This is a genomic window from Aquamicrobium sp. NLF2-7, assembly GCF_022359935.1.
GTDB classification, from domain to species: Bacteria; Pseudomonadota; Alphaproteobacteria; order Rhizobiales; family Rhizobiaceae; genus Mesorhizobium; species Mesorhizobium lusatiense.
Window position 1 is genome coordinate 1 of record NZ_JAKSED010000009.1, and the last position, 18,425, is coordinate 18,425.

Annotated in this window: 17 protein-coding genes; 7 read left to right on the plus strand and 10 right to left on the minus strand. The window is 64.6% G+C overall.

Annotated features, from left to right (window positions below):
• Positions 1-277 precede the first annotated feature (277 nt).
• From MIC97_RS24280 to ugpC, 5 genes are read left to right on the plus strand one after another with little or no spacing between them, the layout of a single operon-like run.
• The gene (locus tag MIC97_RS24280; protein ID WP_239802456.1) at positions 278-1,654 is read left to right on the plus strand and encodes an NAD-dependent succinate-semialdehyde dehydrogenase; all 1,377 of its coding nucleotides are present in this window, start codon (positions 278-280) and stop codon (positions 1,652-1,654) included.
• Positions 1,655-1,701: 47 nt separating this feature from the next.
• Positions 1,702-2,574, plus strand: coding sequence for a sugar ABC transporter permease (locus MIC97_RS24285; protein ID WP_239802457.1), 873 nt, complete (start codon positions 1,702-1,704; stop codon positions 2,572-2,574).
• Positions 2,571-3,410 (plus strand): carbohydrate ABC transporter permease, encoded by an 840-nt coding sequence (locus tag MIC97_RS24290; protein WP_239802458.1) that lies wholly within the window; start codon positions 2,571-2,573, stop codon positions 3,408-3,410. The genes MIC97_RS24285 and MIC97_RS24290 overlap by 4 nt, the downstream gene beginning before the upstream one ends.
• Before the next feature lie 26 nt (positions 3,411-3,436).
• A complete protein-coding gene (locus MIC97_RS24295; protein ID WP_345773581.1) occupies positions 3,437-5,098 on the plus strand; it encodes a GMC family oxidoreductase N-terminal domain-containing protein in 1,662 nt (553 codons plus the stop codon).
• Positions 5,095-6,165, plus strand: a complete 1,071-nt coding sequence (gene ugpC, locus MIC97_RS24300; protein ID WP_239802460.1) for a sn-glycerol-3-phosphate ABC transporter ATP-binding protein UgpC — start codon at positions 5,095-5,097, stop codon at positions 6,163-6,165. The genes MIC97_RS24295 and ugpC overlap by 4 nt, the downstream gene beginning before the upstream one ends.
• Before the next feature lie 286 nt (positions 6,166-6,451).
• Here ugpC and doeB read toward each other — a convergent pair whose 3' ends face one another.
• The 10 genes from doeB to MIC97_RS24350 form a co-directional block, all read right to left on the minus strand.
• The gene (doeB, locus tag MIC97_RS24305; protein WP_239802461.1) at positions 6,452-7,438 is read right to left on the minus strand and encodes a N(2)-acetyl-L-2,4-diaminobutanoate deacetylase DoeB; all 987 of its coding nucleotides are present in this window, start codon (positions 7,436-7,438) and stop codon (positions 6,452-6,454) included.
• Between the two features lie 3 nt (positions 7,439-7,441).
• Positions 7,442-8,632, minus strand: coding sequence for an ectoine hydrolase DoeA (doeA, locus tag MIC97_RS24310; protein WP_239802462.1), 1,191 nt, complete (start codon positions 8,630-8,632; stop codon positions 7,442-7,444).
• A 36-nt stretch (positions 8,633-8,668) separates the two neighbouring features.
• Positions 8,669-9,661: an ectoine utilization protein EutC gene (gene eutC / locus MIC97_RS24315; protein WP_239802463.1), complete on the minus strand. Its 993-nt coding sequence runs from the start codon at positions 9,659-9,661 to the stop codon at positions 8,669-8,671.
• Positions 9,658-10,644 (minus strand): hydroxyectoine utilization dehydratase EutB, encoded by a 987-nt coding sequence (gene eutB / locus MIC97_RS24320; protein WP_239802464.1) that lies wholly within the window; start codon positions 10,642-10,644, stop codon positions 9,658-9,660. Before eutB ends, eutC begins: the two co-directional genes overlap by 4 nt.
• Positions 10,645-10,649: 5 nt before the next feature.
• Positions 10,650-11,429: an ectoine utilization protein EutA gene (gene eutA / locus MIC97_RS24325; RefSeq protein ID WP_239802465.1), complete on the minus strand. Its 780-nt coding sequence runs from the start codon at positions 11,427-11,429 to the stop codon at positions 10,650-10,652.
• Between the two features lie 3 nt (positions 11,430-11,432).
• Positions 11,433-12,092: an ectoine/hydroxyectoine ABC transporter permease subunit EhuD gene (ehuD, locus tag MIC97_RS24330; protein ID WP_239802485.1), complete on the minus strand. Its 660-nt coding sequence runs from the start codon at positions 12,090-12,092 to the stop codon at positions 11,433-11,435.
• Between the two features lie 16 nt (positions 12,093-12,108).
• Entirely contained in the window at positions 12,109-12,768 is a 660-nt protein-coding gene (gene ehuC / locus MIC97_RS24335; RefSeq protein ID WP_239802466.1) for an ectoine/hydroxyectoine ABC transporter permease subunit EhuC, read from the minus strand.
• A 184-nt stretch (positions 12,769-12,952) separates the two neighbouring features.
• Entirely contained in the window at positions 12,953-13,804 is an 852-nt protein-coding gene (gene ehuB / locus MIC97_RS24340; RefSeq protein ID WP_239802467.1) for an ectoine/hydroxyectoine ABC transporter substrate-binding protein EhuB, read from the minus strand.
• 83 nt (positions 13,805-13,887) lie between these two features.
• Complete coding sequence (ehuA, locus tag MIC97_RS24345; RefSeq protein WP_239802468.1) at positions 13,888-14,673, minus strand: ectoine/hydroxyectoine ABC transporter ATP-binding protein EhuA; 786 nt, start codon at positions 14,671-14,673, stop codon at positions 13,888-13,890.
• Between the two features lie 135 nt (positions 14,674-14,808).
• A complete protein-coding gene (locus tag MIC97_RS24350) occupies positions 14,809-16,194 on the minus strand; it encodes a PLP-dependent aminotransferase family protein (protein ID WP_239802469.1) in 1,386 nt (461 codons plus the stop codon).
• A gap of 86 nt (positions 16,195-16,280) precedes the next feature.
• On the opposite strand from MIC97_RS24350, the gene MIC97_RS24355 reads away from it, so the two are divergent.
• The gene (locus tag MIC97_RS24355) at positions 16,281-16,772 is read left to right on the plus strand and encodes an Lrp/AsnC family transcriptional regulator (protein WP_239802470.1); all 492 of its coding nucleotides are present in this window, start codon (positions 16,281-16,283) and stop codon (positions 16,770-16,772) included.
• 168 nt (positions 16,773-16,940) lie between these two features.
• Positions 16,941-18,422, plus strand: a complete 1,482-nt coding sequence (locus MIC97_RS24360) for an NAD-dependent succinate-semialdehyde dehydrogenase (RefSeq protein ID WP_239802471.1) — start codon at positions 16,941-16,943, stop codon at positions 18,420-18,422.
• Positions 18,423-18,425 lie beyond the last annotated feature (3 nt).

The window sequence follows — 18,425 nt, forward strand, 5'->3', positions numbered from 1 at the left end:
CACCCAGCATCGGACCTGCCTCCACCAGAGCGGTGCGAAGCGCCCGTTTCTGCCGCAGCGACCGCCGCCGCGATGCCCGCACTGCACCTCCCAGTACGACCACGTCGTAATCCTGACTGTTCACAATCGATCTCCCTGTCTCGTGTTTTCGAAAGTGGTTTATTGCAATATTGGATCCATGATGCAATATGCACGTTGGAAATATGCAGAGGAGGAGCGGGATGGAGTGGGGCAAGCTCACCCTTGCCGGCGCGGCAGCGCGCAGGGAGATGGCGGGATGGCGCGCCGGTTGACGATCCGGCCAATGGCAAAGACCGTCGGCTATGTGCGCATGTGTTCGGCACAGGATGCAGGGGAGGCCGTTGCAGCGCGCCCATGCAGCGTTTGCGGACTGGTCCGGTCAGGCGCCCACAGGCGCGCGGGCGCGATCCTGCGCCGGCTGGCAGGGCTCATTTCAGAGAACTCCGAAGATCTGGCCACGCTGCTGACGGCGGAACAGGGCAAGCCGCTTGCAGAAGCGCGCGCCGAGGTCGCCTCGGCGGCCGGCTATTTCGACTTCTTTGCCGAAGAGGCGCGCCGGGTGAACGGCGAGATCATCGCCTCGCCACGCACCGACAGCCGCATCCTTGTGATGCACAAGCCTGTCGGCGTGGTGGCGGCGATCACGCCCTGGAATTTTCCCATCTCCATGGTGGCACGGAAGCTGGCCCCCGCCCTTGCGGCCGGCTGCACAGTGGTGCTGAAACCCGCGCCGCAGACGCCGCTCAGCGCGCTTGGCCTCGCAGCGTTGTGCCGCATGGCCGGCGTGCCGGACGGCGTTCTCCATGTCGTCACGGGAGATGCGGCAACGATCGGCCCGGTGCTCACGCAGGATCCCCGCGTCGCCTTCCTCAGCTTCACCGGCTCGACCGCAACCGGGAGGCTCCTCTATGGCCAGTGCGCGTCCACCATCAAGAAACTGGGTCTGGAACTGGGCGGCCACGCGCCGTTCATCGTCCTGCCCGACGCGGATCTCGACAAGGCCGCCACGCTGGCGGTTGCCGCAAAGTTCCGCAACGCCGGGCAGACCTGCGTGTGTCCCAACCGCTTCTTCGTCCATGAAGCCGTCTACGACGACTTCCTCACCCGCTTTCTTCGCGAGGTTGACCGCCTTGTTCCCGGCGACGGTCGCGATGCGGCGAGCACGCTCGCGCCGCTGATCGACGAGCCGGCGCTCGCCAAGGTCGAGCGCCATGTCGCCGACGCCGTCGCCCGGGGTGCGAAACTCACGCGCGGTGGTCGGCGGGCCGCCGCCGGGCGTACATGGTATGAGGCGACGGTTCTGGAAAATGTCGGCCCGGACATGCTCGTATCCTGCGAGGAAACGTTCGGCCCCGTCGCGGCGCTGACGAAGTTCACCGAGGTGGACGACGTCAGGGGATCGGTGAATGCCTCGCAATACGGGCTTGCCGGCTATGTTTTCGGACGCGACATTTCAACCGTACTGAAAACCGCCGAATCTCTCGATCTGGGCATGGTCGGCATCAACGCCATCCATCTCGGGCTGGAAATGGCTCCTATCGGTGGCGTCAAGCAGTCCGGCCTCGGACGTGAGGGCGGGCATGCCGGCATCCTCGATTATTGCGAGCCGCAATATCTGCTTGTCGGCCTTTGAGAGCAAACGAAGTCCGCCCGTCCGAAAAACGACGAACTGGAAATGACATGCGCAGTCGGCTTCGCCTGACCACCTGGCTCTACCTTTCTCCCCTGCACCTTTTGCTGCTGACCATGCTGACGGTGCCGTCCCTTTATGTCTTCTGGCTGAGCCTGAACGAATCCAGCTATGGCACCGGCCTCACATGGGTGGGTCTGGAAAACTACCGGGCCGTCTTCGACGATCCCTATTTCTGGCGGGCAGCACTCAACACCTTTCTGGTCGTCAACGGCGTCGTCTATGTCGAGCTGCTGTTCGGACTGGCGCTCGCCGCGCTGTTCATGTCCGGCGTGCCGTTTCGCGGGCTGATGTTCGCCTGCATCCTGATGCCCTATGCGATCTCCGAGGTCGTGGCGGTTCTTGTCTGGAAGATGATGATGGACCCGAATATCGGCGCGATCGCCCGCACCATCGAGGAGATGGGCCTTGGCCGCGTCAACTGGAGCGCGTCTCCCACCACCGGCCTCGTGCTGGTCGGCGTCATCAACATATGGACGCACCTGCCCTTCACCTTCCTGATGATCTATGCCGGGCTGCTCGCCATCGACGGCTCGCTCTACGAGGCAGCGCGCATCGACGGCGCATCACGCTGGCAGCGTTTCCTGCGCATCACCCTGCCGCTTCTCATCCCGACGCTTCTGATCACGCTGATATTCCGGCTGATCTTCGCCTTCCGCATGTTCTCCGAGGTCTGGCTCCTGACCAAGGGCGGGCCAGCGCGCCTGTCTGAGGTGCTTGCGGTCTATCTCTACCAGCACGGCTTCCGCTACGGCGATTTCGGCATGGCCGCAGCGACAGGCTGGCTGATGGTGCTGGGCTCGCTGCTGCTTGCGTCGGTGTTCCTGTTCGCCATGCAGCGCAGCATGAAAGGGGGAGAATGATGAACGACGCCTTTTCCCCGCTCGAACGCCTTGCACGCGGACTGCTGCTGGTCTTCATCCTGATCTGGTCGGTGGCGCCGATCCTGTTCATCGTCTCGTCGTCATTCAAGCGGCAGGTCGACATCTTCGTCTATCCGCCGCGTGTCGTCTTTGCCCCTACCTTCGACAACTACATCAAGCTCGTAAGCCAGTGGCAGGACTTCTTCACTTCCATGGGCAACAGCCTCATCGTGGCGATCGGCGCGACCGTGCTTGCCGGCCTCGTCAGTTTCTTCGGCGGCTATGCCTATTCGCGTTACCGCAACCGCTTCACCGCGTGGAGCGCGGTCTACATGATCGCGGTGCGCGTCCTGCCGCCGATCGTCGTCACGCTGCCGCTGTTCCCGGTCGCGAACCGGCTCGGGCTCGGCGATACGCATCTGTTGCTGATCCTGCTCTACGCAACCTTCTGGGTGTCGCTCAACACCATGATCATGAAGAACTTCTTCGACCAGATCCCCTATGAACTCGACGAGGCCGCCTATGTCGACGGCGCATCGGAGTGGCAGCTCGTCTCGAAGATCCTGGCCCGGCTGACGTTGCAAGGCATGGCCGCCGGCTCGATCTTCGTCTTCGTCTTCGCATGGAACGAATATCTCTTCGCCATGATCTTCACCACCAACCGGGCCAAGACAGCACCGCTGATCCTGAGCGAACTGATGGGCGCGGTGGACGGCACCGAATGGGGCGTCCTTTTTGCCGGCGTAACCCTGCAGCTCGTGCCGGTGGTGTTGCTGGTCACGCTGGCGCGCCGCTACCTGATCTCCGGGCTGACGGCGGGCGCGGTGAAAGGATGAGCCGCGCGGCACGGATCATGACACGCATGAAAGAACCAGAGACATACGACTACGTCGTGGTCGGCGGCGGCTCCGCCGGTTGCGTGCTGGCCGCCCGGCTCAGCGAGGATCCGCGGCTTTCCGTGCTGCTGGTCGAGGCGGGACCGGCGGACCGCAACCCGTGGCTGCACATTCCGTCCGGCTTCTTCAGGACGATCAACAATCAGCGCTTCGACTGGCGCTACGAGACGGAGCCGGAACCTGCCCTCAACGGCCGCCGCATCGCTTGGCCGCGCGGCCGGGTGCTCGGCGGTTCGAGCGCCATCAACGGGCTGATCTATATTCGCGGACAGGCGGACGATTTCAACGACTGGGCGCAGCGCGGCAATCCCGGCTGGAGCTGGGCGGACGTGCTTCCGGCCTTCAAGGCCGTCGAGGCGCAGGGACGTGGCGAGAGCGAATTTCACGGCGCTCAGGGCACCCTTGGCGTGGAAGATCCGCCCGTCGATCTCGAACTTGTGGCGCGCTTCGTGGAGGCGGGTGTGCAGGCAGGTCTTCCCCGCAATCCCGATTTCAACGGGGCGTCGCAGGAAGGCGTGGGCCGCTTCCAGCTGACCACGCGCAGGGGCCGGCGCTCCTCCAGCGCGCGCGCCTTCCTCGGCCCGGCGATGCGCCGCCCGAATTTGCGCGTCCTCACGGACATTTCGGTCGAGCGCCTCGAACTTGACGGCAATCAGGTGCACGGCATCCATTGCCGGCGGGGCAGCGACCGGCTCCATTTTCGCTGCAACCGGGAAATCGTGCTGACAGCCGGCGCCATCGGTTCGACGCAGATCCTGCAGCTGTCGGGCATCGGAGATCCTGCGCAACTGGCGGCAGCAGGCGTCAGGCCCCTCCATGCGCTGCCGGGAGTTGGACGGCATCTTCAGGATCATCTGCAATCGCGGCTGATGCTGAAACTCAGCCAGCCGCTCAGCCTCAACGATCTGACCCGCGGCCCATGGCGCAAGCTCCTCATAGGCATGAACTACGTGTTCCGCCGCAAGGGCGTCCTGAGCTTCGGCGCGTCGCTGGCCGGCGGCTTCGGCTGCACGCCGCTTGCCAGCGGCCGGCCTGACGTGCAATTCCATTTCCAGCCGCTCAGTCTCGACAGCTATGATGGCGGCCTGCACCCCTTCCCCGGCGCGACGATATCGGCGTGCCAGCTTCGGCCGCAGAGCGAGGGGACGATCTTCATCACGTCGCCCGATCCATCCGTTCAACCGGAAATCCGTCCGAACTATCTGGCGACGGATCTCGACAGGCAGACGATGATCGAGGGATTCCGCTTCGCCCGCCGCATCGCCGCCGCGCCTGCTCTGGCAGAGATCGTGGCCGGCGAGCACAAGCCCGGCAGGGAGGTGAACAGCGACGACGAAATCCTCGGCTATATTCGCGCCACCGGCAGTTCGATCTATCATCCCAGCAGCACCTGCCGCATGGGCCCGGCCCCCGGGCGCGGCGACGTCGTCGATGCCCGGTTGACGGTTCACGGGCTGGCAGGGCTGCGCATCGCCGACTGCTCGATCATGCCGCGCCTCGTCTCTGGTAACACCAACGCCGCTGCCATCATGATCGGCGAGCGCGCGGCCGCGATCATGCGCGAAGACGCGGCAACCACCCTGACCGCGCACCGCACCATCACGAACGAAACGGAGAGAACTGCATGACCGAGGTCAGGCTTTCGGGCATCAGGAAACGTTATGGCCCGGTGGAGATCATTCCCGGTCTCGACCTTGAGATCGAGGATGGTGAATTCGTCGTTCTGGTCGGGCCGTCGGGCTGCGGCAAGTCCACGCTGCTGCGGATGATCGCCGGGCTCGAAGACATCAGCGCCGGCGAACTGAAGATCGCCGGCCGGCGCGTCAACGAACTGTCGCCGCGCGAGCGCAACATCGCGATGGTGTTCCAGAACTACGCACTTTATCCTCATATGAACGTGCGCGAGAACATGGCGTTCTCGCTGAGGCTGGCAAAGGCTGACAAGGCCACCATCGACCAGCAGATCGCCAGGGCATCGGCGATCCTCGGCCTCGATCCGCTGCTCGACAGGCTGCCACGCCAGCTTTCCGGCGGCCAGCGTCAGCGCGTCGCGATGGGCCGTGCCATCGTGCGCGATCCGGCGGTGTTCCTCTTCGATGAACCGCTGTCCAATCTCGACGCCAAGCTGCGCGTGCAGATGCGCGCCGAAATCCGGGGCCTGCACGACAGGCTGAAGGCGACCACCATCTATGTCACGCACGACCAGATCGAAGCCATGACCATGGCCGACAAGATCGTGGTGATGCGCGACGGCAGGATCGAGCAGGCCGGCCGCCCGCTGGATCTGTACTCGAACCCGGCCAATCTTTTCGTCGCGACCTTCCTCGGCAGCCCGGAAATGAACCTTTTGCCCGGAACGCGCCGCGAATCCGGCATCGATCTCGGCGAGGATGGCGTCGTTTCGATTGGAGCGACGCTGCCCGCCACGGCTCCGTCGCAAATCACCATCGGCGTGCGCCCACATGACCTGACGATCGTGCCGGCCGACGACAGCGCCTTCACCGCTACCGTTGCGCTGGTCGAGCACACCGGCGCGGAAACCGTCCTGACCTGCACGCTTGCCAGCGGGCGTAAGGTTTGCGTTATCGGACCGGCGCAGATTTCGGCAGGAAAAGGCGAGCGTATCGGCCTCGCCTTCAACACCTCCCATCTGCGCTGCTTCGATACGCAGACCGGTCGCGCACTTGCAGCGTAAACATCACGCACCAGAGCGTGCCGCCATGCCCGCTTCACGGCTTCCTGTTCGCAACCGGCGATAAGGAGTGCGAATAATCAGGGGAAACAAATCTCCGCCAAAGATCGCACGGCGCGCGCCGGTGTTCGTTGCAACGTTTTGAGTGCCGACAGGCAAGACGTGCAGGACCGGCCCCGCTTGCTTGCAACCGGTCTACCGGATCCCGCTCGGCTGGTTGCCGTTTGCGCCTTTGGCTCGATGGTGAAGAGAAAACTTCACCGGCGTAAGAAAAGCGCCGGAAGCACCGTCATTGTGCCAGTACGCTCATGCAGTCGCCGGCCTTGATCAGGCCCGGGAAATGCCGGGCGACGAGGATGCCGGACATCTTCGCCCGGATCTCCTGTGGCGCAAGACCGGTGCGGCCAATGGGGTGGATGCGGGCGATGATCATGCCCTCGCGCACGTCCTCGCCAAGGTCCACCATGGTCTCGAACAGGCCGTCATCCTCGGCGAAAATGAAACAGTCGTCGGAGGGCATGTCGAGCCATCTGGTTTCGCTTTTCGCTGTCGCACCCTCCACGATGCCGGCATGGCGCAGCACATTGGCGATGCCACGGCGCGCGATGCGCACGGTTTCGGCGCGCGCTGTGCCGCCGCCGCCCAGCTCTGTGGTGACGAAGACCTTGCCCATGTCTTCCGCGGCCGTGTCGTACATGCCCACCGCATCGATCTCCAGCATCTTCATCGAATAGGGAGCGGCAAAGGCTTCGACCGCCGCGAACGCCTTCGCCTCCTGCGCCTTGTCGGGCAGGATATGGGCCGCGCAATAGGGCAGGAAATCGAGCGTGCGCCCGCCCGAATGGAAATCGAAGACCAGATCGGCGCGCGGCAGCAGCTCGCGCTGAAAGTAGTCCGCGATCTTCTCCGTCACCGTGCCGTCCGGCCTGCCGGGGAAGGAGCGGTTCATGTTGCCCCTGTCGATGGGCGAGGTGCGCGTGCCGGCGCGAAAGGCCGGATAATTCATGGCCGGCACGATGATGACGGTGCCTGAAACGGCGTCGGGATCGAGCGTGCGCGCCAGTTCGTAAAGCGCCAGCGGCCCTTCATATTCATCGCCATGATTGGCTCCGGTCAGCAGCGCCGTCGGGCCATTGCCATTGCGCACGACGCAGACGGGGATCATTACCGAGCCCCATGCGGAATCGTCACGGCTGTAGGGCAGCCGCAGGAAACCATGCTGCACCCCGTTGCGGTCGAAATCGACGGTCGGGGCGACGGGAGAAGGCTTGAGCATGTCCTAGTCCTTCACCACCAGCCGGCGCGGCACATTGGCGAGGCATTCGACGCCGGTCTCGGTGATGAGGATGGATTCGGTGATCTCCAGCCCCATGTCCTCCAGCCACAGGCCGGTCATGAAATGGAAGGTCATGCCGGGCTTCAGCTCGGTGCGGTCGCCGGGACGCAGGCTCATAGTGCGCTCGCCCCAGTCCGGCGGATAGGAAAGCCCGATCGGATAGCCGGTGCGGTTGTCCTTGACGATGCCGTATTTCTTCAGGACGGCGAAGAAGGCGTTGGCGATGTCCTCGCAGGCATTGCCGGGCTTTGCCGCCGCCAGCCCCGCCTCCATGCCCTCCAGCGTCGCCTTCTCCGCATCGAGGAAGGCCTGTGTCGGACGCCCAAGGAAGACCGTGCGCGACAGCGGGCAGTGATAGCGATGATAGCAGCCGGCAATCTCGAAGAAGGTGCCCTCGCCCGCCTTCATCGGCTTGTCATCCCATGTCAGGTGCGGCGCCGACGCGTCCGCCCCGGACGGCAGGAGCGGCACGATGGCCGGATAATCGCCGCCGATACGGCCATCGGGACCGTCCACGCCGCGCGTGCCGGCATCGTAGATTTCGGCGACCAGATCGCATTTGCGCATGCCGACCTCGATCGTGTCGAAGATGCGCTGATGCATGGCCTCGACGATGCGGGCGGCGTTGCGCATATAGCCAATCTCGGCCGGGCTCTTCACCGCGCGCTGCCAGTTCACCAGCGCGGTGGCGTCGCTGAAACGGGCATTGGGCAGGTGCTGTTGGAGGGACGCGAAGGCTTTGGCCGAGAACCAGTAATTGTCCATCTCCACGCCGATGCGTGTGCCGCCCCAGCCCTTGTCGTTCAGGATACCCGCCAGATAATCCATCGGATGACGCTCGGTGGACTGCACATAGTGATCGGGGTAGCCGATGATGTTTTCCGGCTTCAGATAGGCGGTTCGCCTCGCCCCGTTGGCATCCTGCCCGCGCCCGAACCAGACCGGTTCGCCTTCCGGCGGCACGACCACGGCCTGATGGACGTAGAACGACCAGCCGTCATAGCCCGTCAGCCAGGCCATGTTGGACGGGTCGGAGCAGATCAGGAGATCGATGCCTTTCGCCTCCATGGCCCGGCGCGTCTTTTCCAGACGGCTGGCATATTCCTCCCGGCTGAATTTCAGGTTCGGCTGCATTCTCGATGTTCCTCGTAAAAGGCCTTGCGGCCGGCTTCAGCTTTCCAGAATGGTTCCTGCCCCGGCGTTGCGCGCCCGGTCCCGCGCCAGCGTGGCGATGGCCGTGTCCTGCACGCCGGTGCCGGTCAGATCGGCCAGCGTGATGTCGGAGGCGGCACGGCGGCCAGGCCGCGCGCCCGCTATGATCTGGCCGAGTTCCGCCACTTCGGCATCGGCCGCCACCAGCCCCGCATCGATGGCGTGGTGCAACTCGCCCAGCCGGCGCGTCTGAGCGGCGCTGTCGGCCACATAGAGATCGGCCATGCGGATGATCGCAGGCCCGATCTCGTTCTTGTGTTCGGCGTCCGACCCCATGGCGGTGATGTGCTGACCGGCGGAAACGAAGCCGGCATGAATGAGCGGTTCCGTCGCGGGTGTCGTGGTCACGATCACATCGGCCCCGGTCGCAGCCTTTGCGGCGTCCGGCTCGGCGCGCACCTCGATGCCGAGTTGATCGCGCAACTCACCGGCCACACGATCCGCCTTGTCCGGATCACGCGCCCAGATGCGGGCTTTCGTGATCGGCCGCACCAGCATCAGCGCTTCGAGCTGCATCTTCGCCTGCATGCCGGCGCCGAAAATGGCGGCGACGGAGGTATCGGCGCGCGCCAGATATTTCGCCGCCACCGCCCCCGCGGCGGCGGTGCGCACATCGGTGAGATAGCCATTGTCGAGCAGCAGCGCTTCGGTGAGCCCAGTCGTGGCGGAAAGCAGCACCATCAGCCCGTTGGTGCTGGGCAGGCCAAGCTTCGGATTGTCGAAGAAGCCGGGACTGATCTTGATGGCGAAGCCATCGATGCCGGGCACATAGGCAGTCTTGACGTCGACCTCGCCGCGGTGCTCGGGAATGTCGAGGCGCAGGATCGGGGGCATCGCCACCTTCTGTGTCGCCAGCGCGCGAAATGCGTTTTCCACGCAGGCCACGGCATCCGGATCGAGCTTCACGATCCGCCGCAACTCGGCTTCGGTGAGAATGGTCATCGACCTCATGCCGCATGCTCCCCTTTCGCCATCCCGCATACGATGTCGCGGTGCAGCCCCATATCGATGTTGCGACCGGACAGGATGAGGATAGTGGGGCCGGCCGGCTCCACCTTGCCGGCCAGAAGTGCCGCGATGCCGACGGCACCCGCTCCTTCCACGATCTCGCGTTCCTGCCGATAGGCATGGACGATGCCGGCGGCGATCTCTTCCTCCGACAGCAGCACCACATCGTCGAGCAGATCGCGGCACATGGAGAAGGTCAGCCGGTTGTCGAGGCCGATGCCGCCGCCGAGCGAATCCGCCAGCGTCGGCAGTTCCTCCACCTGCACCGGGCGGCCGGCAGCGAGGCTGGCTTTCATCGCCGCCCCGCGCTCCATCGAGATGCCGATGACTTTCGCTGAAGGCTTCATGCCCTTCACCGCCGCCGCCACGCCGGATGCCAGCCCGCCGCCGGAAAGCTGCACGAGAACCGTCGCCACATCCGGCACCGCCTCCACGATCTCCAACCCGAGCGTGCCCTGCCCCGCGATGATTGCGGGATCATCGAAAGGCGGAACCATCACCAGTCCTTCGTCAGCCACAAGCCGCTCCGCCTCGACCTGCGCATCATCCTGACTGGTGCCGACAATGCAGATTTCAGCGCCGAGGCGGCGGATTTCCTCCACCTTGTTGGCCGGCACCAGTTTCGACATGCAGATCACGGCGCGCACGCCTTCCAGCCGCGCCGCATGGGCCAGCGCCCTTCCATGATTGCCGGTGGATGCGGCCACAACGCCCCGCGCCTTGTCTGCGGCGTTCAATGAGGCAACCGCGTTGGACGCGCCACGCAGCTTGAAGCTGCCGGTGGTCTGGCGCTGTTCCAGCTTGAGATGCACCGGCAAACCGAACCGTTCGCTCAGTGATACGGAGAACACTGTCGGCGTCGCCACGATGCGGGCGGCGATGCGTTGGCGCGCGGCTTCGATGTCATGGAGAGGGACTGTCTGCATGGCGATCATTCACGGGCCAGCGGCAGGGTCATCAGGCGGCCCCAGTGCGGGCGCGGCCCGGCATCGCCGCACAGGCGCAGGCAGTTCCATGCCGTCGCCTGATTGGAGGTCACCACCGGTCGGCCGATGGCCGCTTCGATTTCGGCTGCAACGCCTGCCGAACGCAGCGCGGTGCACGAGATGAACAGGGCTTCGGCATCATCGGCCATCACCTCGCGCGCCAGATCGACCAGCGCCGATGGCCGGATACGCGCCATCTCGCGGTCGTCATCGAATCCCAGACAAGTAAAGCTGGCCAGATCGAACCCATGCCGCTGGAAATAGTCGGCCATGGGCCGGCCGGTTTCCACCACATAGGGGGTCAGCACGCTGATGCGGCGGGCGCCGAGCACCTTCAGCCCGCGCATGGCGGCCATGGTCGGCGTCACCACCGGCACGCCGGGTTTGGCTGTGCCGATTGCCGCCTCGATCTCCGCATCGCCGATCACCACGGAGGCGGAGGTACAGGAATAGCAGATGGCATCGAGCGGCTCGCCGGGCAGGATGAGCGATGCCCCCTCGGTCAGCGCCGGCTGCATGCGGCGCAGGTTTTCCGGCGTGGTCGGGTTGGCATAGGCGATGCGTGCCACATAGACGCCGACGCGCTCGCTCGCCACCATGCGCCGGAAATCCGGCTCCGTGGTGTGGTCGGTGGCGAGAATGACAAGTCCGACGCGCTTTTTCAGCGGGCGTGCATCGAGCGGCGGACGGGGCGCGTGCAGGCGGATGTCGACCGAAGCGTTCATTATCTAGTTCTCCACGCGTCCGTAGCGCCGTTCCAGCCAGCGCAGCAGCACCACCGAGAACAGGCTGATGATGAGGAAGAAGGCCCCCACCAGCGTCATCGGTTCGATGTAGCGGTAGTAGGTGTTGGCGACGCTCTTGGCCTGGTTCATCAGTTCCAGAACGGTGATGGCCGACAGCAGCGGCGTTTCCTTGAACATGGCGATGAAATAGTTGGCGAGCGCCGGGATCATCGGCGGAAGCGCCTGCGGCAGGATGATGTGCATCCATGTCTGGCGGGCATCCAGATTGCAGGCCTTGGCCGCTTCCCACTGGCCGCGCGGCACATTGTCGATGCCGGCGCGGTAGACCTCCGCCGTATAGGTGCCGTAGTGCAGGCCGAGCCCGATGACACCGGCCAGCAGTGGCGGCAGGAGAATGCCGAAATCCGGCAGCACGTAGAAGATGAAATAGAGCTGCACCAGAAGCGGCGTGCCGCGTATGAATTCGGCAATGAAAGCCACCGGGCGCGATATAAGCCGGTTCGGCGAACGGCGCAGCAGCGCGATGACCAGCCCCACCACAGCCGCCAGCACCGAGCCGAGAAGGGTGGCGAGAATGGTGATCTTCACCCCTTCGAGCAGGGTGGGCATGATCTGCCGGACGAAATCCCAGTCCCATTCCATGATCAGGCCCATCCCATCAGACACGCACCCCGTCGATGCCGCGCGACAGCCGCCGCTCCAGGCTGCGCACGCCCCAGGAAATGAGCATCGCCAGCGCGAAATAACCGATCAGGATGGTGGTGAACGGCACCAGCGTGTTGCCGGTCTGGGCGCGCACCACCTGCGCCTGAAAGGTGAGGTCGGCCAGCGAGATCAGCGACACGATCGACGTCGCCTTCAGAAGCTCGATGGCATTGTTGCCGAAGGTCGGCAGCATGAGCAGGAAGGCCTGCGGCAGGATCACATGGCGCATGGCCTGCCAGCGGCCGAGATTGAGCGCCACGCAGGCCTCATACTGCTCTTTGCCGATGGATTGCACCGCGCCCCGCACCACCTCCGCGCCATAGGCGCCGACATTGAGGCCGAGTGCCAGCACGCCCGCCTGCAGGGGGGTGAGTTCGAGGCCGAGCAGCGGCAGGACGAAATAGGCCCAGAACAGCTGCACGAAGATCGAGGTTCCGCGAAAGAATTCGATATAGGCAGTGGCCAGCGCCCTGACGGCGAAGAAGCGCGACAGCCGGCCAAGGCCCGCCACGAAAGCCATGACAAGCGCCAGCGCCGATCCCATCAGCGTCAGCTCGATGGTGACGAGAACGCCTTGCAGCATCAGGCCGACATATCCGGACCAGTCGATCATAAAACCCTGTCGAGTTCGGTTTGCTCGGATGCGGTTTGCGAAGAATGTCTCACCCGGTCTTCACCCCGGCGCGCCCAGTCCCGTTACAGGGGAAGAGGCCCGCGCCGGGCTTTAGCTTTCCTCCACGGCGGGGAGAGGACCACCGTGGAGAGCCGCCGGGTAAAGGCGGATGAGCGAGCGGCTTTTACTGCGCCGCGCACTGCTTCTCGCGGGTCGTGGATATAGCGGCGGCCGCCGAGAAACCGTACGGCTCGATAATCTTCGCGAACTCGCCGGACTCCTTGAGTTTCGCCAGCTCGACATCGAAGGCATCGCGCAGGGCGGTGTCCTTCTTGTTGAAGGCGGCGCCGTCGCAATAGACCGGCGCACCCTCGACGGGAGCAATGACTTCAAGGTTTGGATCGTTCGCCTTCTGGGCCAGATCGTTGATAGACAGAACCGGCAGCGAATAGGCGTCGATGCGGCCGTCCTGCACCATCTTGAGGCCGCTCTGGCCATCCGGCACCACGATCACCCGGTCACGCGGCACGCCGGCATTGAGCGCCAGCTTCTCCTCGGTGCCGCCGCCCGGCGCGCCGATCTTCGCGGTCGTGTCCTTGGCGATGTCCTCATAGCTCTTGAAGCCCTTGGGGTTGCCCTTTTTTACCAGCAGCGCCTCGGCGTCGCACAACACCGGCTCGGAATAGGCGACTGCCTCGCAGCGTTCAGGCTTCATGAACAGCCCGGCGGTGACGACATCGAACCGCCCGGCCTGAAGCCCCGGAATCATGGCCCCATATTCGGAGATCGAAGCGGCCACGTCATCGACGCCGAGGCGCTTGAATACTTCGCGTGCCACGTCGGGAGCGGCGCCAGACACTTTGCCGTCGGCAGCCACGGCCGTATAGGGCGGTTCGTTGGCGATGGCGAGACGGGCAAAGCCCTGCTGCCTCAACTGCTCCAGTTTGGCGTCATCGGCTTTTGCGGTGGCAGAAGCGGCCAGAAAGGCAGCAAAAGCCAACCCGGCGGCGCCTGCAAGAATTCCCATTTTTTTCATTGTTCCCGGTTCCTTTTCTGTTTTCTCTTGCGGTTTCTGCTGCATTCGGCACGGCAAGCCGCGCCACGCGGTCAGAGCCGGTGTCAAACCCGGTGGCCGGCCGCGATGATCTTCTTCAGGAAACTTTGCGTGCGTTCCTGTTTCGGGTTGCGGAAGATGTCTTCCGGCTTGCCCTCCTCCACGATGCGGCCTCGGTCGAAGAACAGCACGCGGTCGGCGAAGTCATGGGCAAAGCCCATCTCGTGCGTGACCAGAAGCATGGTCATGTCGGTTTCCTCGGCCAGCCGGCGCATGACGTTCAGCACCTCCTCGACCAGTTCGGGATCGAGCGCCGAGGTGACCTCGTCGAACAGCATGATCTTCGGGGACAGGGCCAGCGCCCGGGCAATCGCCACACGCTGCTTCTGCCCGCCGGAAAGCTGCGCGGGCATCGCCTTGGCCTTGTCGGCCATGCCCACCATGTCGAGCAGTTCCATGGCGCGCTTCTGCGCCTCGGCTTTCGGCACGCCCTTGGTCAGCATCGGCGCCAGCGTGACATTGTCGAGCACGCATTTGTGCGGAAACAGGTTGAACAGCTGAAAGACCATGCCGATCTTCTGGCGCATCCTTGCCAGATGCCGCTCATCGGCAGGTACAAGCCTGTCCCCGCGCGGCATGTGGTAAAGCTGCTCGCCTTCGACCTCGATGTGGCCGCTGTCGATGCGCTCCAGCGTCATGAGAATGCGCAGGATCGTCGTCTTGCCGGACCCCGATGGGCCGATCAGTGCAAGTTTCTCTCCGGGCATGACCTGCATGGAAAGCCCGTCGAGCACCCTGAAAGCACCGAAGCTTTTGGAGATCGAATCGATCCTGACGATGGGTTCGGCCAATGTCTCTCCCCGCTCAAGAGGACGTTCTGGCCTTTACGATGCGGACGACTTCAAATCATGTCAATTGCCAAAATAATATCATGACAATATTTGTCGTTTCATCGAATTCTGGTCCGAAGCGCAGGGTTGCAATCTTCAGATCGCCAGCAGCAGATGCTCCGGATCGGCCAGCAGCAATCGGTTGACAACGCCGAGGCCGGCGCGCAACTCGCTCTCGGTCGTCGAGCCCAGCGAAATGCGCACGGCCGGGTTCTGTGCTTCTTCCGCGATCCGGAAGGACGCACCCGGCGCGATCGCCACGCTTTGCAGACGCGCCTGCGCGACGAAATCCTGCTCGGCGCGGCCATCCGGGAGTGGCAGCCAGATGTGCAGACCGTCCCGATGGGCGCGGAAGGCTACCCCGTCCAGCACCTCGCTTGCAATGTCGAGCCGGCGACGCACCGCCTGCCGCTGCCAGCGCACCAGTTCCATGGCGGTGCCGTCGCTGACCCACTTGCTGGCGATCTCTGCGACCATGGGCGTGGCCATCCAGTTCGTGACCAGATGCCGGTTGGCCGCTGCCGTGACATAACGATCCGGCACGGCCAGATAGCCGATGCGCAGGCCCGGCACCGTGATCTTGCTGAATGAGGTGACGTAGAGCGTGCGCTCCGGCGCGAAATGGGCGACAGGCGGCGCGCGGTCCTCGACCAGCGGGCCCAATATGTCGTTCTCGATGATGGCGATGTCGTGCCGGCGCGCAACCTCGGCCAGCTGCGAGCGCCGCACCGATCCCATCAGCGAGGCGGTGGGATTGATGACCGAAGGCTGCACGAATACGGCCCTTATGTCGCTCTGGCGGCAGGCAGCATCGAGCGCCTCCGGCACGATGCCTTCATCGTCGAGCGGCAGACCTTCAAGGTTGAAGCCACAATAACGGGCCAGAGGCACCAGCGTGTGATGGCCAACCGCTTCGGTGGCCACGGTGGAACCCGGAGGAGCGACGCTCATCAGCGCCACAGTCATGCCCCCGGTCGCGCCATTGGTCAGGGTTATGTTCTGCGCAGAGACATCCAGTCCGCAGGCCCGCAGCCATTCCACGGCCACGGCGCGATGACGGGGAAACACCATGTTGGGACGGAACGACAGCGCCGAACTGGCCGGCAGTTCCTGCGCAAGCCAAGCCAGCCCCTGCTTCAGCCGCTCCAGATGCATCAGCTCGCACACCGGCTTGAGGATCGACAGGTCGATGACCTCGCCGGGCCGTTCCGGCAGATAGGGCGGATCGGGTTCGCGGCGCTGGGTCTGCACGAAGCTGCCGCGCCCGATCTCGCCGACGATGAGGTCGCGCCGGATCAGCTCCTCATAGGCGCGGCTGACCGTCTGCACCGAAAGCCCCAGCTCATCCGCCAGCGCCCTGTGGGTGGGCAGGCGCTCGCCGTTTTCAAGCCGGCCATCATGGATGGCGCGGGCGAACTGGTCGGCCAGCGAAAGATAGGCAGGGCGGCGGATCAGCGCCGGGTCGGGTCGCCATTGTGTCATGACTTCATTAGAGATCGAAATCAGTTCAATTGACAATCGAAATCATTCACCTGCATGGTGCAATCCCATCATGAAACCGGACTGCCATGGCCGCCACCAAGCTCGATGCGACAGACCTGAAGATCCTCGACGCGATCCAGCGCGACGGGCGCATCACCAAGCTGAAGCTTGCCGAGCGGGTGGGTCTGTCGCCGACACCGTGCTGGATGCGGCTGGCAAAGCTGGAAAAGGCCGGCATCGTCACCGGTTATCATGCCCGCATCGCCGTGCGGGCGATCATGCCCGTCACCAGCGTTCTGGTGGAAGTAACGCTCGCCAACCACCGCCAGGCCGACTTCGACCGTTTTGAGCGGGTGGTGCGCGACGTGCCCGAAATCATTGCCTGCTGGTCTGTGGGCGGCGGCGTGGACTATCTGCTCAAGGTGATGACCCGCGATATCGACGCCTATCAGCGGCTGATCGATTCGCTTCTCGAACGTGAAATCGGCATCGACCGCTATTTCACCTACATCGTCACCAGAACGGTCAAGGACGACACGGAGCTGCCGCTGGCCGAACTGGCCGGCCCGGCGGACTGACCATCGGGCGAGCCCCCCGCGAAGCGGGCCGGGCGACAGGCATCGGGTGCAGAGAATTGATCTGCGTGCGCTGTCTCAAACAGAGACTTTCTCTGCAACCGACCCCGCCAACAGACACATTCTCCGCCAGCCGCGCCTAGACTCTCCCCATCACAGGGAGGCCATGTCATGTCCGCGCACTTTGCCCGCCAGCAGCGTCACGAAGCGCTCGACCGCCTGGGCGACCGGCGGCTCTATCGCGAGCTCGCCTATGTCGGCGGCCACTGGACGGCCAGCAGTTTCGAGGTGACAGATCCCGCCAGCGGCGCCAGCCTCGCCTTCGTCGCCGCGCTCGACGAAAGCCAGACTACCGATGCGATTTCGGCGGCTGCGGAAGCGTTTCCCGCATGGCGCGCGCTGCTGCCGCAGGAGCGCGCCCGCCTGCTGCGCAACTGGTATGAGCAGATCATCGCCGCCCGGGACGATCTCGCCCTGCTGATGACGCTGGAGCAGGGCAAGCCGCTGAAGGAATCGCGCGGCGAGATCGACTACGCCGCCTCCTTCATCGAGTGGTATGCGGAGGAAGCCAAAAGACTGAATGTAGAGGGTGTGACCAGCCATCTGCCCGGCGCCGAAATGTCGGTTCGACGCGAGCCGCTCGGCGTGGCTGGCGTGGTGACGCCATGGAACTTCCCTTCAGCCATGCTGACGCGCAAGGCCGCCGCAGCCCTTGCCGCCGGCTGCACCATCGTCGCCCATCCCTCCTCGCAGACCCCCTTGTCGGCGCTGGCGCTGGCCGAGCTGGGCGAGCGCGCGGGGTTGCCGGCCGGCGTTTTCAATGTCGTCACCGGAGCCGCCGCGCCGATTGTCGGGACGCTGTGCGCCGACAGCCGCGTGCGGGCGCTGAGCTTCACCGGCTCGACCGAAGTTGGGCGCAAAATCGCCAGCCAGTGCGCTGCCACCATGAAGCGGCTGGTGATGGAGCTGGGCGGCCATGCACCGCTGGTGATCTTTGCCGACGCCGATCCCGAGCGCGCCGCGCAGATCGCGCTCGATGCCAAATTCGCCACCTCCGGGCAGGACTGCCTCGCCGCCAACCGCATCTATGTCGAGCGTCCGCTATACGAGGCCTTCTGCACGGCTTTCGCCCGCCGCATCGAGACGCTGAATGTGGCGGATGGCCTGACGCCCGATGCTGACATCGGCCCGCTGATGCATGAGCGCGCGGTGGCGAAGGTCGAGGAGCAGGTGGCGGACGCGGTGGCGCGGGGCGCGCAACTCGTCTGCGGCGGCAGGCGTCACCATGCCGGCCCGCTGTTCTATCAGCCGACCCTGCTGACCGGCGTGCCGGACGATGCGGTCATCATGCAGGAGGAAACCTTCGGGCCCGTCGCAGCCGTCACCCCCTTCGATAGCGAGGATGAGGTCGTCAGGCGCGCCAATGATACCGAATACGGGCTGGTTGCCTATGTGGTGACAGAAAATGGCGCGCGCCAGCGGCGCATGGCCGCCGCGCTCGACTACGGCATGGTTGCCGTCAACCGCGTCAGGATCACCGGCGCGCCGGTTCCATTCGGAGGCGTGCGGCAATCCGGCCTTGGCCGGGAAGGTTCGCGGCACGGGATCGAAGCCTTCACCGACCTCAAATATGTCTGCCTCGATCTGGCCTGACCG

Coding starts and splice junctions, on each gene's coding strand:
- ugpC (WP_239802460.1), top strand. CDS start 5,095: ATGACCGAGGTCAGGCTTTCGGGCATCAGGAAACGTTATGGCCCGGTG.
- MIC97_RS24290 (WP_239802458.1), top strand. CDS start 2,571: ATGATGAACGACGCCTTTTCCCCGCTCGAACGCCTTGCACGCGGACTG.
- MIC97_RS24360 (WP_239802471.1), top strand. CDS start 16,941: ATGTCCGCGCACTTTGCCCGCCAGCAGCGTCACGAAGCGCTCGACCGC.
- ehuB (WP_239802467.1), bottom strand. CDS start 13,804: ATGAAAAAAATGGGAATTCTTGCAGGCGCCGCCGGGTTGGCTTTTGCT.
- MIC97_RS24285 (WP_239802457.1), top strand. CDS start 1,702: ATGCGCAGTCGGCTTCGCCTGACCACCTGGCTCTACCTTTCTCCCCTG.
- doeA (WP_239802462.1), bottom strand. CDS start 8,632: ATGCAGCCGAACCTGAAATTCAGCCGGGAGGAATATGCCAGCCGTCTG.
- eutC (WP_239802463.1), bottom strand. CDS start 9,661: ATGAGGTCGATGACCATTCTCACCGAAGCCGAGTTGCGGCGGATCGTG.
- MIC97_RS24295 (WP_345773581.1), top strand. CDS start 3,437: ATGAAAGAACCAGAGACATACGACTACGTCGTGGTCGGCGGCGGCTCC.
- ehuC (WP_239802466.1), bottom strand. CDS start 12,768: ATGATCGACTGGTCCGGATATGTCGGCCTGATGCTGCAAGGCGTTCTC.
- MIC97_RS24350 (WP_239802469.1), bottom strand. CDS start 16,194: ATGACACAATGGCGACCCGACCCGGCGCTGATCCGCCGCCCTGCCTAT.
- doeB (WP_239802461.1), bottom strand. CDS start 7,438: ATGCTCAAGCCTTCTCCCGTCGCCCCGACCGTCGATTTCGACCGCAAC.
- ehuD (WP_239802485.1), bottom strand. CDS start 12,092: ATGGAATGGGACTGGGATTTCGTCCGGCAGATCATGCCCACCCTGCTC.
- eutB (WP_239802464.1), bottom strand. CDS start 10,644: ATGCAGACAGTCCCTCTCCATGACATCGAAGCCGCGCGCCAACGCATC.
- eutA (WP_239802465.1), bottom strand. CDS start 11,429: ATGAACGCTTCGGTCGACATCCGCCTGCACGCGCCCCGTCCGCCGCTC.
- MIC97_RS24355 (WP_239802470.1), top strand. CDS start 16,281: ATGGCCGCCACCAAGCTCGATGCGACAGACCTGAAGATCCTCGACGCG.
- MIC97_RS24280 (WP_239802456.1), top strand. CDS start 278: ATGGCGCGCCGGTTGACGATCCGGCCAATGGCAAAGACCGTCGGCTAT.